Raw genomic sequence first — 19,632 nt, forward strand, 5'->3', positions numbered from 1 at the left:
CCCTCCTATTTTGAAGCCATTAATACTGCTAAGGCAATTGAATTTAATTTTGCTTCTTCATTATCAGCTCTAGAAGTAAGAACTATTGGAGCTTTAGTACCTACTATAAGTCCTGCTGATTTTGCATTTGCTAAAAATGCTAAACATTTATAAAGTACGTTTCCTGCATCAATACTAGGTGCTAAAAGTATATCTGCATCTCCTGCTACTTCACTATGGATTCCTTTTAAAATTGCAGATTCTTTAGATATGGCATTATCTAAAGCAAAAGGTCCATCTACTAAACAATCCTTAATTTCACCAGCTTTATTCATATCTGCCAATTCCTTAGCATGGACTGTTGCTTCCATTTTTGGAGATACTTTTTCCTTTGCAGCTAAAACTGCAACTTTTGGCATTTCTATATCTAATGATCTTGCTAATACTACAGCATTTTCAATAATTTCTTTCTTTTGGTTAAGGTCAGGAGCTATATTCATAGCTGCATCAGTTACAATAAATACTTTATGATAAGTAGGCACATCAAACACAGCTACATGAGATATTACATTACCTGTCCTAAGTCCAATTTCACTATCTAATACTTGTTTCATTATTACAGAAGTATCTATAAGTCCCTTCATTAAAACATCAGCTTTTCCGCTACTAACTAATTCTGTAGCTATTCTACAAGCAAGAACCTTATCTTCCTCATGAATTATTTGAGTACCTGATAAATCAAAGTTTATTTCCTTTGATATTTCTAATATTTTTTCTTTGTTTCCTACTAATATAGGTTCAGCTATTTTACATTCCGTAGCCTCTTTTACTGCAGATAATACGTCTTTGTCTTCAGCTACAGCTACTGATACCTTCTTTGGTCCTCTAGTTTTAGCTAATTCTAATAAATCTTTAAATGATTTAGCCATTTATGTCCACCTCTGTTTCATATATTTTTGCTTCTTCATAGCCATTGATAACTCTTAACGCACCTTTATTCAGTGCATCCATTTCATCTTCACCCGGATAAACCACTACTTCTGCTATAAACTCAATCATTTCTTTTATCTTTTCCATAAGATAACTAGAATAAGCTAGTCCACCTGTAAGTATTATATTATCAACTTTACCTTTGAGTACAGTAGAATATGCTCCTATTTCTTTTCCAATTTGGTAAGCCATAGCATCATATATAAGCTTTGAATATTTATCACCTTGATTTATTCTATCTTCAACTTCTCTACCGTCCATAGTACCTAAATAGGAAAATAATCCTCCTTCTCCTTGAACCTTGAGCTTCATCTCATTTAAGGTGTATTTTCCTGAATAACACATCTTAACTATGTCTCCCATAGGAAGTCCACCTGTTCTATCTGGAGAAAATGGACCCATCTCCTTAGCATTATTTACATCAATCATTTTTCCGTTTTCAATTGGTGCAATTGATATTCCACCACCTAAATGGGCAACTACTAAATTCATATCTTTTAAATCCTTATTTATTTCATTAGCTCTTCTATGGGCTACTGCTTTTATATTTAGTGCATGAATCAATGACTTTCTTGAGATTTCATTTAAACCAGAAATTCTAGCGACTTCATGAAACTCATCTACCGCCACAGGATCTACTATGAAAGAAGGTATGTCCGCCAAATCTCCCAATCCTTTGGCTAACATTCCACCAAGATTAGAGGCATGTTCCCCTTGTATTCCAATCTTTAAATCTTCTATCATAAAATCAGAAACTATATATGTGCCACCAGGCATAGGCCTTAATAACCCACCTCTCCCTACTACTGCTCTCAAAGAACTTAAGTCAATATTTTCTCTTTGCAACCAATCTTTGATTAAATTCAATCTATAATCATATTGGTCAGCTATTCTTTTATAATTATCTAACTCCTGCTTTTTATGGTCTATTTTAAAGGTCTTTAACTCTTTATTCTCTTCAAATAGACTTACTTTAGTAGATGTAGATCCTGGATTAATTGCTAATACATATTTTCTTTCCATCTTTTTCCCCCTTAGTATTTAGTTAATTTTAACTCCACAGTCTGTGGTGTAATTTCTTTAACTGCAACTCCTGTTGGCACATTTACTCCTAAATTCACCTTATGAATTCCTTCATCAAGATGAAGTAAATCTAAGCTCAACTCTAAATCTTCTTTACTTAAACTTTCAATGATTTGCTTGTTCCCCTTTACTGTCACATATATAGGCTCATTAGAATATTCTTTATCTATAACTAAGTCTGAATCTAAATTTGTTATACCTATATCTTCTAAAGTATATTCTAATACTCTAGTGGAAATTTCTTCAATATTTAAGGAAACACTAATCTTTTCGTTTGGATTTAAAAGGGATACATTTGCTGGTAAATCCAAGTCTACTAATTGAGTTGTATTTTCTACCAACGAATTTATATCTATTGCCTTAGTCTGAATAGATTTTAAATTAGCTATACTACTATCACCCTTTAAACTTACGGTACTAGGATTTATTGTAATATTAGTAATTTCATACTGAGCCGGAAGTTGATTTTCCGTTTTAAGTTCAATTGGTACAGTTACAGTTCTAAATACAGGCACATAAACATCTACTACACTAGGTTCTTTATCTACTCCTCGAACATCATTTTCCTCATAATCTATTAATTGTATAGGTACTTGTTCATGAATATCACCTTTTCTTCCAGTTACATCTAAGACTGCTATTACTTCTGACACTTCATTTACCCAAGTTTTAGGACCTTTCAGTAAAATTGAGCCAGGCTTTATTGTTATATCTCCTATTACATGGTTGGGTTCTAACTTACCTACTGTTTTAACAGTAACAGGCTTATCTACAGTTATTAATTTGTCAAATGTAAATAGTATCTCTTTAGGTTCATAATTTACTATTTTTACATTGTTAAGTTGATTTAAACTTACATTTACTGGTACTTTCTTCTTGCCTTCACTATAACCAGATAAATCTACTTGAGCCTTTATTAAATCAGGTGAAAAGTTTGCCATATCAGACTTTCTACCTGTTACTTTTACAGATATAGTAGCTTCCTTTGGCTCCATAACTATTAATTTTTGTCTATCTAATTCATCAATATTGTTTAATGTTAATGTTATATTTCTATATTCCTTTGATATATCTGGGTTTTCTATACTCATAACATAACTCCACAAAACAATCGCTATAGCAAAAGCAAAGATTTTTAAGGTTAAATCATTCTTCTCCTTGCTCATCTTTTCGCCTCCATTTTATAATAAATGCTTCCTGTGAATCCTTCGGCTTATACATATCTGTTAATATTTGTTTAAGTGTTTGAGAATCCAAATGTCTTGCTATAGCTCCATTTTCTGCTATAGATATTGCCCCTGTTTCTTCTGAAACAATTATAGATAGACTATCAGACCTTTCTGATATGCCTAATGCTGCCCTATGTCTAGTTCCTAATTCCTTATTAATATTCATATTCTCTGTAAGAGGCAAAAAACAAGCTGCTGCCTTAATCATATCTTCTTTTATAATTACTGCTCCATCATGCAATGGGGTATTTGGAATAAATATGTTTATGAGTAAATTACTAGATACCTGTCCATTGATTTTGGTTCCTGTTTCTACAACTTCATTTAAACCTGTTTGTCTTTCTAAAACTATTAGGGCACCTATTTTTTGTCTAGATAAAGAAGCACAAGCTTCCACTATTTCATCTACAGTTCTTGAAAGACTTTCTCCTTTAATTTCCAAGAAAGATTTAGTAAAAAATCTTGATCTTCCTATATACTCCAATCCTCTACGTAGTTCTGGCTGAAATACAATTAATATTGCTATAACTCCAACTGTCATTGCATTTTCTAATATCCAGTTAATAGTATATAGTTTTAAAAGTCCACTAACTTTGGCAAATATAAATAGTGCAAAAATCCCTTTTGTTAATTGCTCCGCTCTAGTCTCTCTTATTAGTTTAAAAAGCTTATAAAAAACTGCTGCTACTATTATGATATCTATTATGTCAGCTATTCTAAGATTGGAAAATAACGATTTGAAAAATTGCAAGGACTATCACACCTCTTATCATATTTTTGTTACTTGCTTCTATTATATAATATATATTGTCTTATTTGAACTAATAAATTGAATATAATAAATTTAATTCAATTCTGAAATGCTCTAATTTTCAATCATTTTACTCATTGTGTCTTTTTGGGATTTTTCTAATCTTATTTTTATATCTTCTTTATTTGAAACTTCTAATTCTCCATTGAGATAATCACTTATAGGAAGAACTTCATAAAATAATCTATTATCTTTTCTATACTTATGAACCCATGTAGGTATATAGTCTATGTTTTTAATTTCAGTTTCTCCTTTTGAAAAATTCTTTTCTATTTCCAATTGAACCATAACACCGTCTTCAGTATAGGAATTATCCATAGTGCTTTTCCTTTGATTAGATATAAAATTTCCTAGGGAATATATGATAAAATTATCCTTACCATTTTTATTAATTATTTGAGATTTTTGAATTACATGTGGATGGCTACCTAAAATAATATTTGCACCCCAATCCACCATTTTTTCACCTAATTCCATTTGATAACTAGAGGGTTCCATTTCGTATTCATTTCCCCAATGAATAGATACAACTATTATATCTGTTTGTAAGTCCTTTATATTTTCAATATCCTGCTTTATTCTATCTTCATCAATTCTATTTACCATATAGTCTAATTCTTCTTTGGACAACATACCATCCATGCCGTTTAAACCATAGGTATATGAAAGAAATCCTATTCTTATGCCTTCTACTTCTTCTACAAGCATATTATTTGTTTCTATATATGTTCCTATGTTTTTCATTCCATATTCATGTATATTATTTATAGTATCAACCAATCCTTTTTTTCCTTGGTCTAAACAATGATTATTTGCTGTAGAAAGTATATCAAAGCCTGCTTCCTTTAAAGCTAATAATGATTCTTTAGGTGTATTAAATCTTGGAAATCCCGAATAGCTTACATCTTCTCTCGTTACAGTTTCAAAATTTCCTAAAGCTATATCTGCATTTTCTGTATATTTTTTAATATACTTAAAGGATTGATTAAAGTCGTAGGTTTTGGTTTCCGGATTATAGGCTGCTTTATTTTGTGGAGAATGAAACATAATATCTCCTACTGTTAATAGTTTCACGGTAGATACTTTTTCTTCAGTACTTTCAATAGTTTCATCTTCTTCGACTTTTAAGTCTTCATACACTGAATCTTTATTTACTTCTACATAATCATTGTTTTTAAATACAAGAATTTCCTTATATACGGTAAAACCAAGTATACCAATAGATAAACTAGCTACCAGTACAAAAATAATCATTAATTTTTTCATCTTTTCCCCCTTAAATCTTTATAACTTGTCCTAAGAACAAAAGGTAGAGAAACCTCTACCTTTGATTTTATACTGTGTTTAATACTTATACAATAACAATTTATTCTTCTTTTCTAAAACTCATTATTTTAGATCTTGAATCATACATAAAACTTGCTAATCTTCTTTGATTTAAAATCCATAAAAATATTACATATGGAATAAATATTATTGTAAGATGGGGAATTTCTGCCATTAATATAAAGTCAAACATTCCATGCATAATCACTGGCATATATAGGGATCTTTTCATGTTTTTTCTTTTTCTATCTATATCTGTATCAAACTTTGCTAAAGATAGATAATATCCCATGGTTACTCCAAATACAGCATGGGCTGGTACTGAAAATATTCCTCTATATAATCCTATAAATGGATTATTTGTATATCTATAAGCTACGTAAATTATATTTTCTACAGTAGCAAACCCCATAGTTACAAAAACAGAATAGACTATACCGTCTAATTTTTCATCAAAAAATTTTGTTTTATATGGGTATTTTAACACGGCCAATCTCTTAAAGTATTCTTCTGTAAGTCCTGCAACAATAAAGGCATTAAAAAGGGAACCTAGTATACCAGGAAATATATTAAAAGCTATTAATATTTCTTCAACTATTATTGAAGGAATCACTGTCAATGCTCCTAATATATAAGTAAATAACAAAACTTTTAAAGGTTCTCTATCTCGCCTATCGGATAAATATATACCTAAAAGAATAATCACAGCAGGTATAACAGCTATAATGAAAAGTCTAAGTCTCAAAAAAATACCTCCTTATGTCTTTTCTTATAGTTTCCCAAAAACACAGAAAAGAATTCTAAAAAATAAATCCTAATGGATTTAGGATTTATAAAATTCTATGATTTTTTAAGTTGAATATCTTTTTTTCATATTAGTTAAAATTAAAATAAAAAGTCCTAATGCAATTAAAATATCTCCGACACTAATAATTTTAGGGAAAAAATAAGGTTTTGGTATAGGTATTATATCTCCTAAAATCCATAATTTTGTACTCTTATCCACTAAAGCATGAGTCATTATTCTGCCCTCATCTAATAGTGATAATTGAGTATATAATTTAGAAAACTTTAAGGCGTTAATTGAAACTGGCATTCTTCCATTGTTTAAAAGAAGTGGTAAAAAGTTTAAAATAGCTCCAGCCAATGTTGTTCTAAGTCCTATTTCATGAAAATTCATCATAAGTCCTATAATCAATAGTAAATAAACAAATATATGTATATAGAAGAAATTATTTTCTATTATAATACTTAATCTTCCATTAGTTTTTGAAGCTATTAAAAGGCATATAATTTCTGTTAAAAATGATATAACAAATAAATACCATCCGTTAATATATAAATTACCTATGTTTCGTATCTTTCCACCTGTTAATTTACCAAGAAGTAAGGATAAAGTAATAATTTCTGTAACCATATAATGCACTCCTTTACATCTATTGACAGTAAAAATCATCAATAAGTATAAATTTAAAATTTATACTTATATAAAATTATAATGCTAGACATATGCGTATGTCTAGCATTATTTATTAATATCCTATAAACAGTTCCTTTTTTGCTTTACAAAGTGGACAATTATCCTCTTCGCCTGTTAATGAAATATATCCACATACTGGACATAGTTCTATTACTTTTGCTTCTAAATCTTTACCTGCATCTACAGCTTCCTTAGCTTTAGTAAATAAATCTGCATGAACCTTTTCTGCTTCTATTGCAAATCTCATAGCTGATACTGCTGTCTTTTCTCCTTGCATTTCTGCAACTGCTATGTATGCAGGGTACATTTGATTAACTTCATGTAACTCTCCATCTATTGCTCCTTGAAGATTATCTGAAGTATGGCTCAGTCCAAATCCTGCTCCTGATGCTACTAGAAAGTCACCTGATATGTCTTTTAATGCTTTAAAATGTAGTGTAGCATGCACTTCTTCCGCATCTGATGTTGCCATGAATAATCTAGCTACTGTTGGGAAACCATCTTTTTTAGCTTTATCTCCCCATATTCTATATCTCATATGTGCCTGAGACTCTCCACCAAATGCTGATCTTAAATTTTCTGCTGTCATTGCGTTCATTAAAACTCCCCCTTTATAAAATATGTCTTGTATATTGTATATATTATTCTAGACAAAGTCTAGTTATTCAAATCTCTTTTTATATATCCATTTTTTCATTGTTCTAATCAAATAATTAAAATTATCTTTTGTTTTGTTAAAGCCTTGTCATATAAAAGCCCATATCTACGTAGGATATGAGCTTTTAGTTTTATATATTAATTAATAGCATTTTTTCTTATTTATTTCATCCTGTACTATCATCAATACTTCACCAAATCTTTGAAAATGTACTATTTCCCTTTCCCTTAAAAATCTTAAAGTATCTGTTACTCCTGGGTCATCACTTACACGAATTAACCATTCATAGGTAGCCCTTGCTTTTTCCTCCGCTGCCATATCTTCATGTAAATCTGCTATTGGATCATCTTTTGACCCAATATATGAAGCTGTCCAAGCTTCTCCTGCTGCACTATGGGGAAAAGGACTTTTTCCATGATTTACATAATGTGCTTCAAAAGGGGTACCCTTTATTTGATCTACTGTTGCATCTTTTACTAGTTTCCATACCAATGTTCCAATCATTTCCCAATGGGCTAATTCTTCTGTGCCTATATCCGTAAGTATTGCCTTACCTTGATTAGTGGGCATAGTCCATCTTTGTGTCAAATATCTTACTCCTGCTGACAATTCTCCATCAGCTCCTCCAAATTGTTCTATTATCATGGCTGCTAATGTAGGATTAGTTGTGTCTACCCTCACTGGGTACTGTAATTTTTTTTCATAAAACCACATATTGATCCCCCCTAAAAATTAGTAAAATTTATTTCCCAAGGCCAAGGTCCATCAATATATGCCCAAGGATACCTGCTCATATCTCTATTTGTTAGAGGACCATATCTTGCCTGATACATATTTTTTAATTCAAAATATCTTTGAGATGCGTTATTATGAAGCCTTAAAGCTTTTTCGTCATTTGGATGGGTGTCTAAATATAAAGATGTTTCATCTATTACAAAAGATACTTCCATTATTTCTAATAATAAATCCATTTGTGCCCTATCCATAGTATCTTCCTCCTCTTTCTCTATCTCCCATTCCTGTTGTAAAATCAGGCTTAATTAACTCTGGAAATAGAGTACCATTTTTTAAAGCTTCTCTTGGACTAAATACTTCATTCATTATTTGCATAGGAACACAAGCTCTTGCTAATCCACCTGGACAACATGGTTCATTGTCTATATTATACTCTCTGTTCATTTCTTTCCCCCCTAAAAGTTTGTACAGTACATCTTACGCAAAAGAAATCAAAGAGTTACAAGTAAAAGTTTTAAAATTAATTTATTAAATAAAAAAATAATCCCTAAAGGGATTATTTTTCTGGAAATACTTTAACCAAGATTCTTATAACGAAATAAAATAATATCAGTACAAAAAATGTAGTACCCATTCCATAGATTAATAGTTTCAATAATATATTGTCCATACTATTCCTCCTAAGATAACAATATCAATACAATACTACCTGCTATAATTGAACCTATTTGTCCAGCCACATTGGCTGATACTGCTTGCATTAGAACAAAGTTCATAGGATCTTCTTCTTTAGCTAACTTTTGTATTACCCTAGCAGACATTGGAAATGCAGAAATACCCGCAGCTCCAACCATAGGGTTGTACTTTTTCTTCACAAATAAATTTAAAAACTTAGCAAATAATACTCCACCTGCTGTATCAAATATAAATGCAACTAATCCAAGTCCCATTATCTTTAAAGTATCTACATTAAGAAATGCTTCTGCCGTCATTGTAGAACCAATAGTTATACCTAATAATAAAGTGACTAAATTAGCTAATTCATTTTGAGCCGATTGTGACAATCTCTCTAATACTCCTGATTCCCTAATAAGATTTCCAAACATTAAAAATCCTATTAAAGTAACAGATATAGGTGCGATAATACCTGCTACTATAGTAACTGCTATTGGAAATATTATCTTTACAGTCTTAGAAATTTTAACTTCTTTATATTCCATCCTTATTTTTCTTTCATCTTTAGTAGTTAGAAGTTTTATGACTACTGGTTGAATCATAGGTACTAAAGACATATAGGAATATGCCGCTACAGAAATTGGTCCAAGCAAATGTTTGGCAAACCTTGTAGCTACAAATATAGACGTTGGTCCATCTGCGGCTCCTATAATACCTATGGATGCTGCTTCTTTAATATCAAAACCGAACTTGTTTGCAAGTATTATAGTCATAAAAATTCCAAATTGTGCAGCTGCACCAAAAAATAGCATAGATGGCATCTGAAGTAGTGGTGAAAAATCTATCATTGCTCCTACAGCTATAAAAATTAAAGCTGGAAATAATTCATTTAAAATACCTGCATTTTTAAGTATTCCTAAAATTCCTTCATCACTGGCTATTCCAGGAATACCTGCAACAACAGGCAGATTTGTAAGTATTGCCCCAAACCCTATTGGCAATAACAACATCGGTTCATAATCCTTTTTAATTGCTAAATAAATAAGTACGCCACCAACTAAAAACATAAGCACCTGATTAAATTGAAGACTTTTAATACCTACTAATAATTCTTCCAAATTTATTCCTCCTATTCTATAAATCTAAACAGCTTATTATATCATATACTTATAGAATTTGAAATCATAAGAATATCTACTTAAATTAAACACTACATTTATAATATAGGAGATATTTTATCTAATATAAAAGAAAAATCTCTTTTAAAAATTTGATGTTTATGGTAAAACTGGAAAACAGCTTCAGTATTGGTTAATACTACATGATTATTAAATTATTTTCTACACATAATACTACTACACCAAAGTTTTACAAAATTAATTATTTGAAAGGAGAAATTTAAAATGACTACAAATAACAATAACAGTAACAAAATTCTTGTTCCAGAAGCACGTCAAGCTCTTAACCAAATGAAATTAGAAATAGCTTCTGAATTAGGTATGGCAAACTATGATTCAATGGATAAAGGTAATCTTCCATCAAGACAAAATGGTTATGTTGGTGGATATATGACTAAAAACTTAGTTAGAATGGCTCAACAAAACATGGGTGGAACTATAAAATAGTATATCCATAAATAAAAAAAGATAGACTTAAGTCTATCTTTTTTTATTTATATTATCTTGCTCCTAGTTCTTTATCTAATAAATATAATCCTTGGAAATTATCTTTAATGCCTTCTAATTTAAATATTATATCTTTCATGCTATTTTCTTCTTCTAATTGTTCTTCAACAAACCATTGTAAAAATTGGATAGTTGGATATGATTTCTCTTCTTCTGCTATTTCTATTAATTTATTAATTCTAGATGTAACTAATTTCTCATGCTCAAGTGCTGCTTCAAATACTGCTAAAAATGAATTATAGTCATTTTCAGGTTGATTCATAGCCTGAGTCCTTACTCTACCATCCATATCATAAATAAAATCATAGAATTTCATAGCATGTTCGTATTCTTCTTTAGCTTGCTCTATTAGAAAATGAGCAAATCCATTCATATTTTTATCAGAACAATATGACGCCATTCCCATATAATAGTATCCTGATAATAATTCAAAATTAAATTGATCATTAAGTGCATCTAATAATTTTTCTGTTGCCATAATATATACCCCCATTATTTATATTCATCTTTTTTATATTTCCTTACGTCTCTATAATACCCCTGTTACTTATGATTAATCATAAATTTACTATTCCATAATAATAATATCTAAAGCATTATATATTTTTTGATTTATTTTATCTGTTAATTCAATATTGTTTTCCTTTAAATATTTAATTAAAGATGATTTCATACCTTCTCCATATATTCCATCTAATTCACCTTCATAGTATCCTTTTTGCATTAATCTTTTTTGTACCTCCAATACATCTGCTCCTCTATCTCCAGGTCTTAAATCTCTAAATCCTTGACCTAAAGGTCCATATAAACCGTTAGTTATGATAACTATAGTATTATGATTAACCATAGAGTAAAGCTCCTCTACATCTTTATTTCTCATTCTAATACATCCTGCTGACAGGTTTCCTCCTATGGAACCTGGCTTATTAGTTCCATGAATTCCATATTTACCCCAAGGTACATTAAGTCCCATCCACCTAGTTCCAAAACCTTCTCCCCATTTTCCCTTCTCTATAATTTGAAACACTCCTAAGGGAGTAGGTGAACTTGGTTTTCCTGTAGCTATTGGATATGTCTTTACTATATTTTCATTTTCCCTATCTACTAATTTTAATTGTTTTGTATCAACTTCAATTAATATAGTATACTTTTGTTCTTTATTTCTTAAATAAACGTCTTCTGAATTAATCTTTTTCATAAACGAATATCTATGTATGGAGTTTCCTAGAATTAAAAAAACAACAACCAATAATATTATTAGAATAAACATTTTCCCTTCTTTATTCACTAATATCCCTCCCCATACATTAATATGCAACCATTTTATAAATTAAACTTATAATCATCTTAATTTATAAAATGGTTGCTTCTATGGGAAGTTCTCTATTTAAATCTAATTGTTATATTTTTAAAACCCATTCCTTCTAATAGATATTTTAGAATTTCACTGCCATTTTTTTCTGCATCATTTAAAAGACCTTTATCTACTGCTTCCTTTTCCATTTTATCTTTTTCTTCTATTAAAACTACATAAAGATCTTTAAAGCTTAGCTTGTTAAATATAGATTCTTTTTCATCAAAAAAATAAACCTCTTCTTCAGGAATTACATTTTCAAATATTTCTGCATTTTCCATTATTATCTCTACTGAATTTTTATCCTTTACTTTTACCTCTATGGTATCTAAATTTATTCCAGCTTTAATATATCCACTATATTTTAAAATAAATCTTTTATTAGTAAAGGGAAGATTTATCCCACTTAATTGCATCTTATCTTCATATTCCACTACATTTGTATAACTATATTTTACAGTTGATAATTCCATTAACTTGGTAACTTGTTCTTCTACTTTATTAGATAATAAATTGGTTTTTCTTTGTACAGAAATCTTAGCATATCCTATTGTGCCTAGAATGAAAATTACCACAATAGCAATTAATAGTAACTTTCCTTTAATTCCTTCAAAATATTTCATATATTCACCTCTTTAAGCTATTCTATAAATCTGGATTATAGTATTGATAAACACTATATATTGAAATATTCTCACTGCATAGGAGTTTAATTATAGCAGGAATTTGTTGCGTAGTAATATTTAACTCAATTCCATTATATTTTAAAACTATATCGTTTAAATCCACTTTACCCAAATTATGTATAGTATCTATGATTTTATTTTCTATTATAACATCATTTTTATTACCTAATAAAAAAAATATTTTTCTCCTTTCCTCTGTATAATCCTCTGGACTTAATCTGCTAATTAACATGATTTTATTCATTTAAAAGACTCCTTTTTAATTTTATGAGATTTTTCTTCTCAAAATTTACAATCATCCTTTATCCTATTACCCAATATTTTTTAAACAAAACCCATTTATAAATATTATTTTATTATTAATTTTATTTATACTGATTATAATAACTTCACAATTTTTTAAAACTGTGCCAAATTAGATAATACAATGATTTACATATATTATGTTATAAGATTAATCCATATATGATATAATTATTAATCAAATAACCTTCCTATTATTAAGATTTAGAAAGGAGCTTATGATGGAAAAACATTTAGATAGTTTAAGTAAATCTATACTTTTCAAAAATGTAGAAATAGAAAAAATAAAGTCTTTAATTTCTTCTGTATCCTATAATATAAGTGATTATGGAAAAGATGATATAATCGCAATTGAGGATGATGATTGTAATAGTTTAGGTATAATACTTAGTGGTACAGTAGAAATTCAGAAACCTTTTCCCTCTGGAAAAGTTGTTACAATAAGTAATTTTCAAGCTGGGAATGTCTTTGGTGAAGCTTTAGTATTTTCAGGTAAACATAAATACCCTGCAACAATAGTTTCATCCAGTAATTCAAAAATAATGTATATATCTAAAGATGATATAATTAAGTTAATGACTAAGAATGACAAGGTTTTAAATAATTTTGTATCAGTTTTATCCAACCGTATACTAATGTTAAATGATAGAATTACAAATCTTTCTTATGATAGTGTTAGAAAGAAAATAGCAAATATTATTTTAATTGAATATGAGAAACAAAATAGTAAACTGCTAACTCTTCCATTTTGCAGAAAAAAAATGGCTGAGTTATTAAATGTTCCAAGACCATCTTTATCTAGAGAGCTGATGAAAATGAAAGAAGATTGTATAATTGACTATTATAAAGATAATTTAAAGATCATTGACTTAGAATTGCTTGAAGAGTGTTTGCTAAAATAAGTTTTAAATATAACTTCCATTTTATGGATAGAAAATATCTATGGCTATAATTAAACCATAGATATTTTCTATTTTTATATTTTAAACTACTCTTATATAATCTAATTAAGTTTGATAATTATTTTTCAAGGGGGTTTTATAAAATGAGTGGTAAACGTAAAATGTTTATCTATGGTGGCATTGTAGGACTCATAGGTGCTGTCTTAATGAAATTAGGTAACCCTGGTAATATGGGTATTTGTATCGCCTGCTTTTGGAGGGATATTGCAGGTGCACTAGGTCTGCATCGTGCTGAGGTAGTTCAGTACATCAGACCTGAGATTATCGGAATAATTTTTGGTTCATTTATTATTTCTTATATTACAGGAGATTTTAAAGTTAAAGGTGGTTCTTCACCATTAATAAGATTTGTTTTAGGGTTCTTTTTAATGATAGGAGCTCTTGTATTTTTAGGTTGTCCTCTTCGTATGATTTTACGTTTAGCAAATGGTGACTTAAATGCTTTAGTTGGATTAGTGGGATATGTTGCTGGAATATTTATTGGAGTTCAATTCCTTAAAAAAGGATATACCCTCGGTAAAAGTATAGACCAGCCAAAGATTGCTGGATTTATTTATCCCATCATAGCTGTTATTTTACTTATTTTCTTAGTCGTAAGACCTGCTTTTATTTTATTTAGTAGTGAAGGTCCTGGCTCTATGGCGGCACCTATTGCTATAGCTTTAGTATTAGGAGCAGTAGTTGGTATAGCCCTACAAAGAAGTAGAATTTGTACAGCAGGCGGATTTAGAGATTTAATATTAATTAAAGACTCTTATTTTTTATGGGGATTAATTGGAATCTTTGTATTTGCTTTAGCAGGAAATCTTATATTAAACTTTGATAAATTCCACTTAGGATTTATAGAGCAACCAGTAGCTCACACCAATCATCTTTGGAACTTTCTGGGTATGGTTCTTGTAGGTCTTTGCTCTGTTTTACTTGGTGGATGTCCTATTAGACAAACTATTTTAGCCAGTGAAGGAGATACTGATGCTGGAGTTACAGTTCTAGGTCTCATAGCTGGTGCCGCCTTTGCTCATAACTTTGGATTAGCTTCTAGTGCTAAGGGTGTTACAGCTAATGGTAAATTTGCTGTTATAATAGGTATACTGTTTGTTTTAATTATAGCCTATGGAGTTATAGTAGATACTAGAAAATCCAATTCTAAATCTAAGAAGGAGGTTAAGATAAATGGCTAATATTATTGATGCTAGAGGTAGATCCTGTCCTGAACCTGTAATTATGACTAAAAATCAAATTGATTCTAGCCCTAATATATCTTTGGAGGTCTTGGTAGACACTCATGTTGCCGTTGAAAACATTACTAGATTTGCTACTGGTAAAGGATATAATGTAAATGTAGAAGAAAACAATAGAGACTTTAAATTAATTATTAAGAAATAGGTGATTTGGTGGAGGAATTTTACTGTGTAGTTACATTTCATGTTACTCAACACGCATTAATCTTTGAAAACTTTATGAAAAAAAACAATATAGATGTAAAATTAATGCCTGTGCCAAGACAAGTTAGCTCCAGTTGTGGAACTGCTGCAAAAATACCTTGTGACATAGAAGAAGATGTAAAAACATTATGTATTAAAGAAGACATACCTATAGATGATTTTCATCATGTAATAAATAAGAAAGGAACGTCTTGGTTTTCTAAATATATAACTAAATAATTAAAAGGAATATAGTGTTAAAACCGCTGTATTCCTTTTAATTATTTAGTTTAACATTTTTTTTAAAAAATACTTGATTTTTCTAAATTTTCGTATATAATAGTATTATTGGCAAATATATGAAAGGAGGTCGTGAAGATGATAAGAATTAATTATGCAGTTAAAAGAAATGAAAACTTTATAAAAATTTTAGCACGACCTATTAATAAGTTTTAATTTATCATTGTAAAAACTATTACCATAGGTGTGTTAGCCTATGGTTTTTTTATGTCCTTTTATACTAAGATTATGCCGTCTTATATATTTTCAATTAACCATAGGATTATACCCTATGGTTTTTTTATTAAGGAGGGAGAAAATGAAGAATTTTAAAAAACTACTTGAATTTATGGAGGGATATAAGTTAATTTATTTACTGGGAATGATATCAATCCTTATATCTCAAATGCTTACTACTGTTACCCCTTTAATTCTAAGTACTACAGTTGACAGTATAATAGGAGAAAAATCCATTAGTTCCCCTATTATCCAAAGTATTGTAAATTTACTGGGAGGAAAAGAATTAATTAAAGAAAGATTGTGGATTATTGGACTTATTCTTGTTTTTGTTGCTGTACTAAGAGGCATATTTCTATACTTGAAAAATACCTTAGCCAGTAAAGCAGCAGAAAATACTACTAAAAAAATAAGAGATAGACTTTATGACCATATTCAAAGATTGCCTTATGAATTTCATGTAAAAAGTGAAACCGGAGAACTTATACAAAAATGTACATCTGATGTAGATACCATAAGAAGATTCTTAGCTATTCAACTTGTGGAAGTAGCTGGTTCTATATTTATGTTGGTATTTATACTTTATGTAATGTTAACTCTTAACATTAAGTTGACCTTAGTATCTATTTTAGTATTACCTATTACATTTTTCTTTTCCTTTATTTTCTTTACGAAGGTCAAAAAGAATTTTGAGGCTTCAGATGAAGCTGAAGCTAGGATGACTACTACATTACAGGAAAACCTAACAGGAGTTAGAGTAGTTAAAGCATTTTCTAGACAAGAATTTGAGGTAAATAAATTTGATGAAAAAAACTTAGATTATAAGAACTTAACTTATAAACTTATTAAAAATTTGTCTTTATACTGGGCTCTATCAGACTTTCTTAGTATGGTTCAAGTGGGCTGTGTAATAATATTTGGTTCTTATTTAACTTATAAAGGTGAAATATCTTTAGGTATATTAATAGCCTTTACTAGTTACATTAATATGATCATATGGCCAGTTAGACAAATGGGTAGAACTTTAACTGATATGGGTAAAGCCTTTGTATCTCTAGGTAGAATTGATGAAATACTAAAGGAGCCTATAGAAGTATTAGAGGAAAACCATCATGAGCCTAAAATTGATGGTAATATTGAGTTTAAAAATGTTTATTTTGAATATGAAAAAGGTAAGCCTGTATTAAAAGATATTACTTTTAATATCAAGGCTGGTCAAACCATTGCTTTTATTGGACCTACTGGTTCTGGTAAATCTTCATTAGTTCATTTACTGCCAAGGTTATATGAATATAATCAAGGTTCAATTAAAATAGATGGTATAGAGCTTAATACTATAGATAAGGCTTGGATTAGGAAAAATGTAGGATTAGTTCTTCAAGAACCTTTTCTATATGCTAAAACTATTAAGGAAAATATAAGACTTGCTAATCCTTCTATGAAGGATTCAAGAGTATTTGATGCTGCTAAAATTGCTTCTATTCACGAAGATATAAATTCTTTTGAATTAGGCTATGAAACTTTAGTTGGAGAACGTGGTGTTTCTTTATCTGGGGGGCAAAAACAGAGAATGGCCATAGCCAGAACTATAATAAATAATTCCCCTATTGTTATATTTGATGATTCTCTTTCTGCTGTAGATACAGAAACTGATATATCTATTAGAAAAGCTTTAAAAGAAAGACAAAATAAAGCCACAACTTTTATTATATCCCATAGGATCTCAACTGTATCCGAGGCTGATTTAATCCTTGTAATAGATAAGGGAAAAATTATTCAAAGGGGTACTCATAATAGCTTAATCAATGAAGAAGGACTATATAAACGAGTATATAATATCCAAAATTCTTTAGATGATGAAGTGATAAATCTTTAGGAGGTGTTAATTTGGAAAAAGAAAATTTAAACTACGATAAAATTCAAATTGGTGTATGGAAAAATTTCTTTAAATATTTAAAACCATATAAAAAGCAATTTGCCATACTTACTTTAATGATGATAGCTTTAGGAATACTGGACTCTATCTTCCCACTTTTAACTAAATATGCCATAGATAATTTTGTTGAAAAAAATACTATTGCTGGTATAAAGACCTTTAGTATAGTATATCTTGCAGCAGTAATCGCTTTGGCTCTTACTGTCTATCTATTTATTTCCAAAGCAGGAGAGTTAGAAATGCAGATGGCCTATGACATAAGAAAGATGGGTTTTGAAAAGCTTCAGCTTCTTCCCCTATCCTACTACGATGACAAAGCTGTTGGTTGGTTAATGTCTAGAATGACATCTGATATATCTAGATTATCTGAAACCATATCATGGTCCTTAGTAGATTTAGCATGGGGATTCTCTATGATGATTGCTGTAACCATTGCTATGGTTAGATTGAATGCAAAATTAGCTTTAATTACATTATCAGTTGTACCTCTTATAGCCATAGTTAGTTTTTACTTTCAAAAGAAAATCCTACAGGCTCAAAGAGGTGTACGAAAAATAAATTCTAAAATTACTGCTGCATATAATGAAGATATACAAGGTGCTAAAACTACAAAGACTTTAGTCAGGGAAGAAATAAACTTAGAAGAATTTCAAGATATAACTACTTCCATGAGAGATAAATCCATAAATGCTACAATAATTTCTTCTATTTACCTACCTATAGTTCTTACTTTGGGTAGTGTAGGTACAGCTTTAGCATTATCTAATGGTGGTAAGTCTGTTATGCTAAATGCTATATCCTACGGAACTTTATTTGCATTTATTTCTTACACTACTCAATTTTTTGAACCTATTCGTCAAATAGCTGTAATATTTGCTGAATTACAAGCTGCTCAGGCTTCTGCTGAAAGAGTATTTTCTCTTCTTAATGAAGTTCCTGAAATAATTGACAGAGATGAAGTAGTTGAAAAATATGGTGATCTTTTAAATCCGAAAAAGGAAAATTGGCCTGATATTAAAGGATCAATAGAATTTAGAAATGTATCGTTTTCCTATAAAACTGGTGAAACTATATTAGAAAATTTCAATCTAAAGATTCAACCTGGTGAAACCATAGCCTTAGTTGGAGAAACTGGTTCTGGAAAATCAACCATAGTAAATCTATTTTGTAGATTTTATGAACCTACTTCTGGTGAAATTTTAATAGATGGTATAAATTACAAAGATATGCCTCAAAACTGGATACATGAAAATCTTGGTTATGTACTACAGTCTCCACATTTATTTAGTGGTACAATAAAAGATAATATTAGGTATGGAAATTTAAATGCTACTGATGAGGACGTTATTCAAGCCAGTAAATTAGTAGATGCCCATGATTTTATAATGGAAACTGAAAAAGGATATGAAATGGAAGTTGGTGAAGGAGGAGGACTTCTTTCCACTGGTCAAAAACAGCTTATATCCTTTGCAAGAGCTATTGTTAGAAATCCAAGATTATTTGTATTAGATGAAGCAACTTCTTCTATAGATACTGAAACAGAGAAAATCATTCAAGATGCAATTAACAAAGTACTAGATGGAAGAACCTCATTTGTTATAGCACACAGACTGTCTACCATAAGAAATGCAGATAGAATCTTAGTTATAAGAGATGGAAAAATAGAAGAAATGGGAAATCATAAGGAATTAATCAAAAAGAAAGGGTACTACTATAATTTATATACTAATCAATTTATTGAGGAAAAAAGTTTAGATGTATTAAGCCAATAGAAAACGAAGTATCTAGTTTCCCTAGATA

Annotated in this window: 24 protein-coding genes; 7 read left to right on the top strand and 17 right to left on the bottom strand. The window is 29.7% G+C overall.

Going from position 1 to position 19,632, the window contains the following annotated elements:
* Positions 1–5: 5 nt before the first annotated feature.
* From FYJ83_RS08575 to FYJ83_RS08635, 13 genes are all read right to left on the bottom strand, one after another.
* The gene (locus tag FYJ83_RS08575) at positions 6–908 is read right to left on the bottom strand and encodes a phosphate butyryltransferase (RefSeq protein ID WP_154439913.1); all 903 of its coding nucleotides are present in this window, start codon (positions 906–908) and stop codon (positions 6–8) included.
* A complete protein-coding gene (gene buk, locus FYJ83_RS08580; protein WP_154439914.1) occupies positions 901–1,992 on the bottom strand; it encodes a butyrate kinase in 1,092 nt (363 codons plus the stop codon). Before buk ends, FYJ83_RS08575 begins: the two co-directional genes overlap by 8 nt.
* Positions 1,993–2,003: 11 nt before the next feature.
* On the bottom strand, positions 2,004–3,218 hold the full coding sequence (locus FYJ83_RS08585; RefSeq protein ID WP_154439915.1) for a CdaR family protein: 1,215 nt from the start codon (positions 3,216–3,218) through the stop codon (positions 2,004–2,006).
* Positions 3,199–4,032, bottom strand: coding sequence for a diadenylate cyclase CdaA (gene cdaA, locus FYJ83_RS08590; RefSeq protein ID WP_154439916.1), 834 nt, complete (start codon positions 4,030–4,032; stop codon positions 3,199–3,201). The genes FYJ83_RS08585 and cdaA overlap by 20 nt, the downstream gene beginning before the upstream one ends.
* A 114-nt stretch (positions 4,033–4,146) precedes the next feature.
* Complete coding sequence (locus FYJ83_RS08595; protein ID WP_154439917.1) at positions 4,147–5,358, bottom strand: CapA family protein; 1,212 nt, start codon at positions 5,356–5,358, stop codon at positions 4,147–4,149.
* 100 nt (positions 5,359–5,458) lie between these two features.
* The gene (locus tag FYJ83_RS08600; RefSeq protein ID WP_154439918.1) at positions 5,459–6,163 is read right to left on the bottom strand and encodes a PrsW family intramembrane metalloprotease; all 705 of its coding nucleotides are present in this window, start codon (positions 6,161–6,163) and stop codon (positions 5,459–5,461) included.
* 105 nt (positions 6,164–6,268) lie between these two features.
* Positions 6,269–6,835 (bottom strand): DUF5317 domain-containing protein, encoded by a 567-nt coding sequence (locus tag FYJ83_RS08605; RefSeq protein WP_154439919.1) that lies wholly within the window; start codon positions 6,833–6,835, stop codon positions 6,269–6,271.
* A 115-nt stretch (positions 6,836–6,950) separates the two neighbouring features.
* Positions 6,951–7,496: a rubrerythrin family protein gene (locus FYJ83_RS08610; RefSeq protein WP_154439920.1), complete on the bottom strand. Its 546-nt coding sequence runs from the start codon at positions 7,494–7,496 to the stop codon at positions 6,951–6,953.
* Between the two features lie 201 nt (positions 7,497–7,697).
* Complete coding sequence (locus tag FYJ83_RS08615; protein WP_154439921.1) at positions 7,698–8,270, bottom strand: manganese catalase family protein; 573 nt, start codon at positions 8,268–8,270, stop codon at positions 7,698–7,700.
* Between the two features lie 11 nt (positions 8,271–8,281).
* Positions 8,282–8,542, bottom strand: a complete 261-nt coding sequence (locus FYJ83_RS08620; RefSeq protein WP_154439922.1) for a spore coat protein CotJB — start codon at positions 8,540–8,542, stop codon at positions 8,282–8,284.
* Complete coding sequence (locus tag FYJ83_RS08625; protein ID WP_154439923.1) at positions 8,535–8,735, bottom strand: spore coat associated protein CotJA; 201 nt, start codon at positions 8,733–8,735, stop codon at positions 8,535–8,537. The genes FYJ83_RS08620 and FYJ83_RS08625 overlap by 8 nt, the downstream gene beginning before the upstream one ends.
* A gap of 112 nt (positions 8,736–8,847) precedes the next feature.
* Complete coding sequence (locus FYJ83_RS08630) at positions 8,848–8,961, bottom strand: OadG family protein (RefSeq protein WP_154439924.1); 114 nt, start codon at positions 8,959–8,961, stop codon at positions 8,848–8,850.
* A 10-nt stretch (positions 8,962–8,971) separates the two neighbouring features.
* Positions 8,972–10,084, bottom strand: a complete 1,113-nt coding sequence (locus tag FYJ83_RS08635) for a sodium ion-translocating decarboxylase subunit beta (RefSeq protein WP_154439925.1) — start codon at positions 10,082–10,084, stop codon at positions 8,972–8,974.
* A gap of 285 nt (positions 10,085–10,369) precedes the next feature.
* Between FYJ83_RS08635 and FYJ83_RS08640 the strand changes: the two genes are divergently transcribed.
* Complete coding sequence (locus FYJ83_RS08640; protein WP_154439926.1) at positions 10,370–10,591, top strand: alpha/beta-type small acid-soluble spore protein; 222 nt, start codon at positions 10,370–10,372, stop codon at positions 10,589–10,591.
* A 52-nt stretch (positions 10,592–10,643) separates the two neighbouring features.
* Here the strand turns inward: FYJ83_RS08640 and FYJ83_RS08645 are convergent, their stop codons facing one another.
* From FYJ83_RS08645 to FYJ83_RS08660, 4 genes are all read right to left on the bottom strand, one after another.
* Positions 10,644–11,129: a ferritin gene (locus FYJ83_RS08645; protein ID WP_154439927.1), complete on the bottom strand. Its 486-nt coding sequence runs from the start codon at positions 11,127–11,129 to the stop codon at positions 10,644–10,646.
* A gap of 90 nt (positions 11,130–11,219) precedes the next feature.
* Positions 11,220–11,939 (bottom strand): L,D-transpeptidase family protein, encoded by a 720-nt coding sequence (locus FYJ83_RS08650; RefSeq protein ID WP_326828325.1) that lies wholly within the window; start codon positions 11,937–11,939, stop codon positions 11,220–11,222.
* A 95-nt stretch (positions 11,940–12,034) separates the two neighbouring features.
* Positions 12,035–12,628 carry a DUF4230 domain-containing protein gene (locus tag FYJ83_RS08655; protein WP_154439928.1) on the bottom strand — a complete coding sequence of 198 codons (594 nt, stop codon included), beginning with the start codon at positions 12,626–12,628 and terminating at the stop codon, positions 12,035–12,037.
* Between the two features lie 22 nt (positions 12,629–12,650).
* Positions 12,651–12,935 (bottom strand): hypothetical protein, encoded by a 285-nt coding sequence (locus FYJ83_RS08660; protein ID WP_154439929.1) that lies wholly within the window; start codon positions 12,933–12,935, stop codon positions 12,651–12,653.
* A 280-nt stretch (positions 12,936–13,215) separates the two neighbouring features.
* Between FYJ83_RS08660 and FYJ83_RS08665 the strand changes: the two genes are divergently transcribed.
* From FYJ83_RS08665 to FYJ83_RS08690, 6 genes are all read left to right on the top strand, one after another.
* Positions 13,216–13,896 carry a Crp/Fnr family transcriptional regulator gene (locus FYJ83_RS08665; protein WP_229768533.1) on the top strand — a complete coding sequence of 227 codons (681 nt, stop codon included), beginning with the start codon at positions 13,216–13,218 and terminating at the stop codon, positions 13,894–13,896.
* A gap of 143 nt (positions 13,897–14,039) precedes the next feature.
* Complete coding sequence (gene yedE, locus FYJ83_RS08670) at positions 14,040–15,137, top strand: YedE family putative selenium transporter (protein ID WP_154439931.1); 1,098 nt, start codon at positions 14,040–14,042, stop codon at positions 15,135–15,137.
* Entirely contained in the window at positions 15,130–15,342 is a 213-nt protein-coding gene (locus FYJ83_RS08675) for a sulfurtransferase TusA family protein (protein ID WP_154439932.1), read from the top strand. Before yedE ends, FYJ83_RS08675 begins: the two co-directional genes overlap by 8 nt.
* An 8-nt stretch (positions 15,343–15,350) precedes the next feature.
* On the top strand, positions 15,351–15,620 hold the full coding sequence (locus FYJ83_RS08680) for a DUF3343 domain-containing protein (RefSeq protein WP_326828326.1): 270 nt from the start codon (positions 15,351–15,353) through the stop codon (positions 15,618–15,620).
* A 358-nt stretch (positions 15,621–15,978) separates the two neighbouring features.
* Positions 15,979–17,772 (top strand): ABC transporter ATP-binding protein, encoded by a 1,794-nt coding sequence (locus FYJ83_RS08685; protein ID WP_154439934.1) that lies wholly within the window; start codon positions 15,979–15,981, stop codon positions 17,770–17,772.
* A gap of 11 nt (positions 17,773–17,783) precedes the next feature.
* The gene (locus FYJ83_RS08690) at positions 17,784–19,604 is read left to right on the top strand and encodes an ABC transporter ATP-binding protein (RefSeq protein WP_195837963.1); all 1,821 of its coding nucleotides are present in this window, start codon (positions 17,784–17,786) and stop codon (positions 19,602–19,604) included.
* The last annotated feature ends 28 nt before the right edge of the window (positions 19,605–19,632 follow it).

Source organism: Tissierella pigra (assembly GCF_009695605.1).
Lineage (GTDB): Bacteria > Bacillota > Clostridia > Tissierellales > Tissierellaceae > Tissierella > Tissierella pigra.

Bases quoted from the DNA above. Each gene is read 5' to 3' on its own strand.
- FYJ83_RS08585 (WP_154439915.1), bottom strand. From the start codon at position 3,218: ATGAGCAAGGAGAAGAATGATTTAACCTTAAAAATCTTTGCTTTTGCT.
- FYJ83_RS08625 (WP_154439923.1), bottom strand. From the start codon at position 8,735: ATGAACAGAGAGTATAATATAGACAATGAACCATGTTGTCCAGGTGGA.
- yedE (WP_154439931.1), top strand. From the start codon at position 14,040: ATGAGTGGTAAACGTAAAATGTTTATCTATGGTGGCATTGTAGGACTC.
- FYJ83_RS08605 (WP_154439919.1), bottom strand. From the start codon at position 6,835: ATGGTTACAGAAATTATTACTTTATCCTTACTTCTTGGTAAATTAACA.
- FYJ83_RS08665 (WP_229768533.1), top strand. From the start codon at position 13,216: ATGGAAAAACATTTAGATAGTTTAAGTAAATCTATACTTTTCAAAAAT.
- FYJ83_RS08610 (WP_154439920.1), bottom strand. From the start codon at position 7,496: ATGAACGCAATGACAGCAGAAAATTTAAGATCAGCATTTGGTGGAGAG.
- FYJ83_RS08620 (WP_154439922.1), bottom strand. From the start codon at position 8,542: ATGGATAGGGCACAAATGGATTTATTATTAGAAATAATGGAAGTATCT.
- FYJ83_RS08645 (WP_154439927.1), bottom strand. From the start codon at position 11,129: ATGGCAACAGAAAAATTATTAGATGCACTTAATGATCAATTTAATTTT.
- FYJ83_RS08615 (WP_154439921.1), bottom strand. From the start codon at position 8,270: ATGTGGTTTTATGAAAAAAAATTACAGTACCCAGTGAGGGTAGACACA.
- buk (WP_154439914.1), bottom strand. From the start codon at position 1,992: ATGGAAAGAAAATATGTATTAGCAATTAATCCAGGATCTACATCTACT.
- FYJ83_RS08655 (WP_154439928.1), bottom strand. From the start codon at position 12,628: ATGAAATATTTTGAAGGAATTAAAGGAAAGTTACTATTAATTGCTATT.
- FYJ83_RS08685 (WP_154439934.1), top strand. From the start codon at position 15,979: ATGAAGAATTTTAAAAAACTACTTGAATTTATGGAGGGATATAAGTTA.
- FYJ83_RS08640 (WP_154439926.1), top strand. From the start codon at position 10,370: ATGACTACAAATAACAATAACAGTAACAAAATTCTTGTTCCAGAAGCA.
- FYJ83_RS08660 (WP_154439929.1), bottom strand. From the start codon at position 12,935: ATGAATAAAATCATGTTAATTAGCAGATTAAGTCCAGAGGATTATACA.
- FYJ83_RS08675 (WP_154439932.1), top strand. From the start codon at position 15,130: ATGGCTAATATTATTGATGCTAGAGGTAGATCCTGTCCTGAACCTGTA.
- FYJ83_RS08575 (WP_154439913.1), bottom strand. From the start codon at position 908: ATGGCTAAATCATTTAAAGATTTATTAGAATTAGCTAAAACTAGAGGA.
- FYJ83_RS08595 (WP_154439917.1), bottom strand. From the start codon at position 5,358: ATGAAAAAATTAATGATTATTTTTGTACTGGTAGCTAGTTTATCTATT.
- FYJ83_RS08630 (WP_154439924.1), bottom strand. From the start codon at position 8,961: ATGGACAATATATTATTGAAACTATTAATCTATGGAATGGGTACTACA.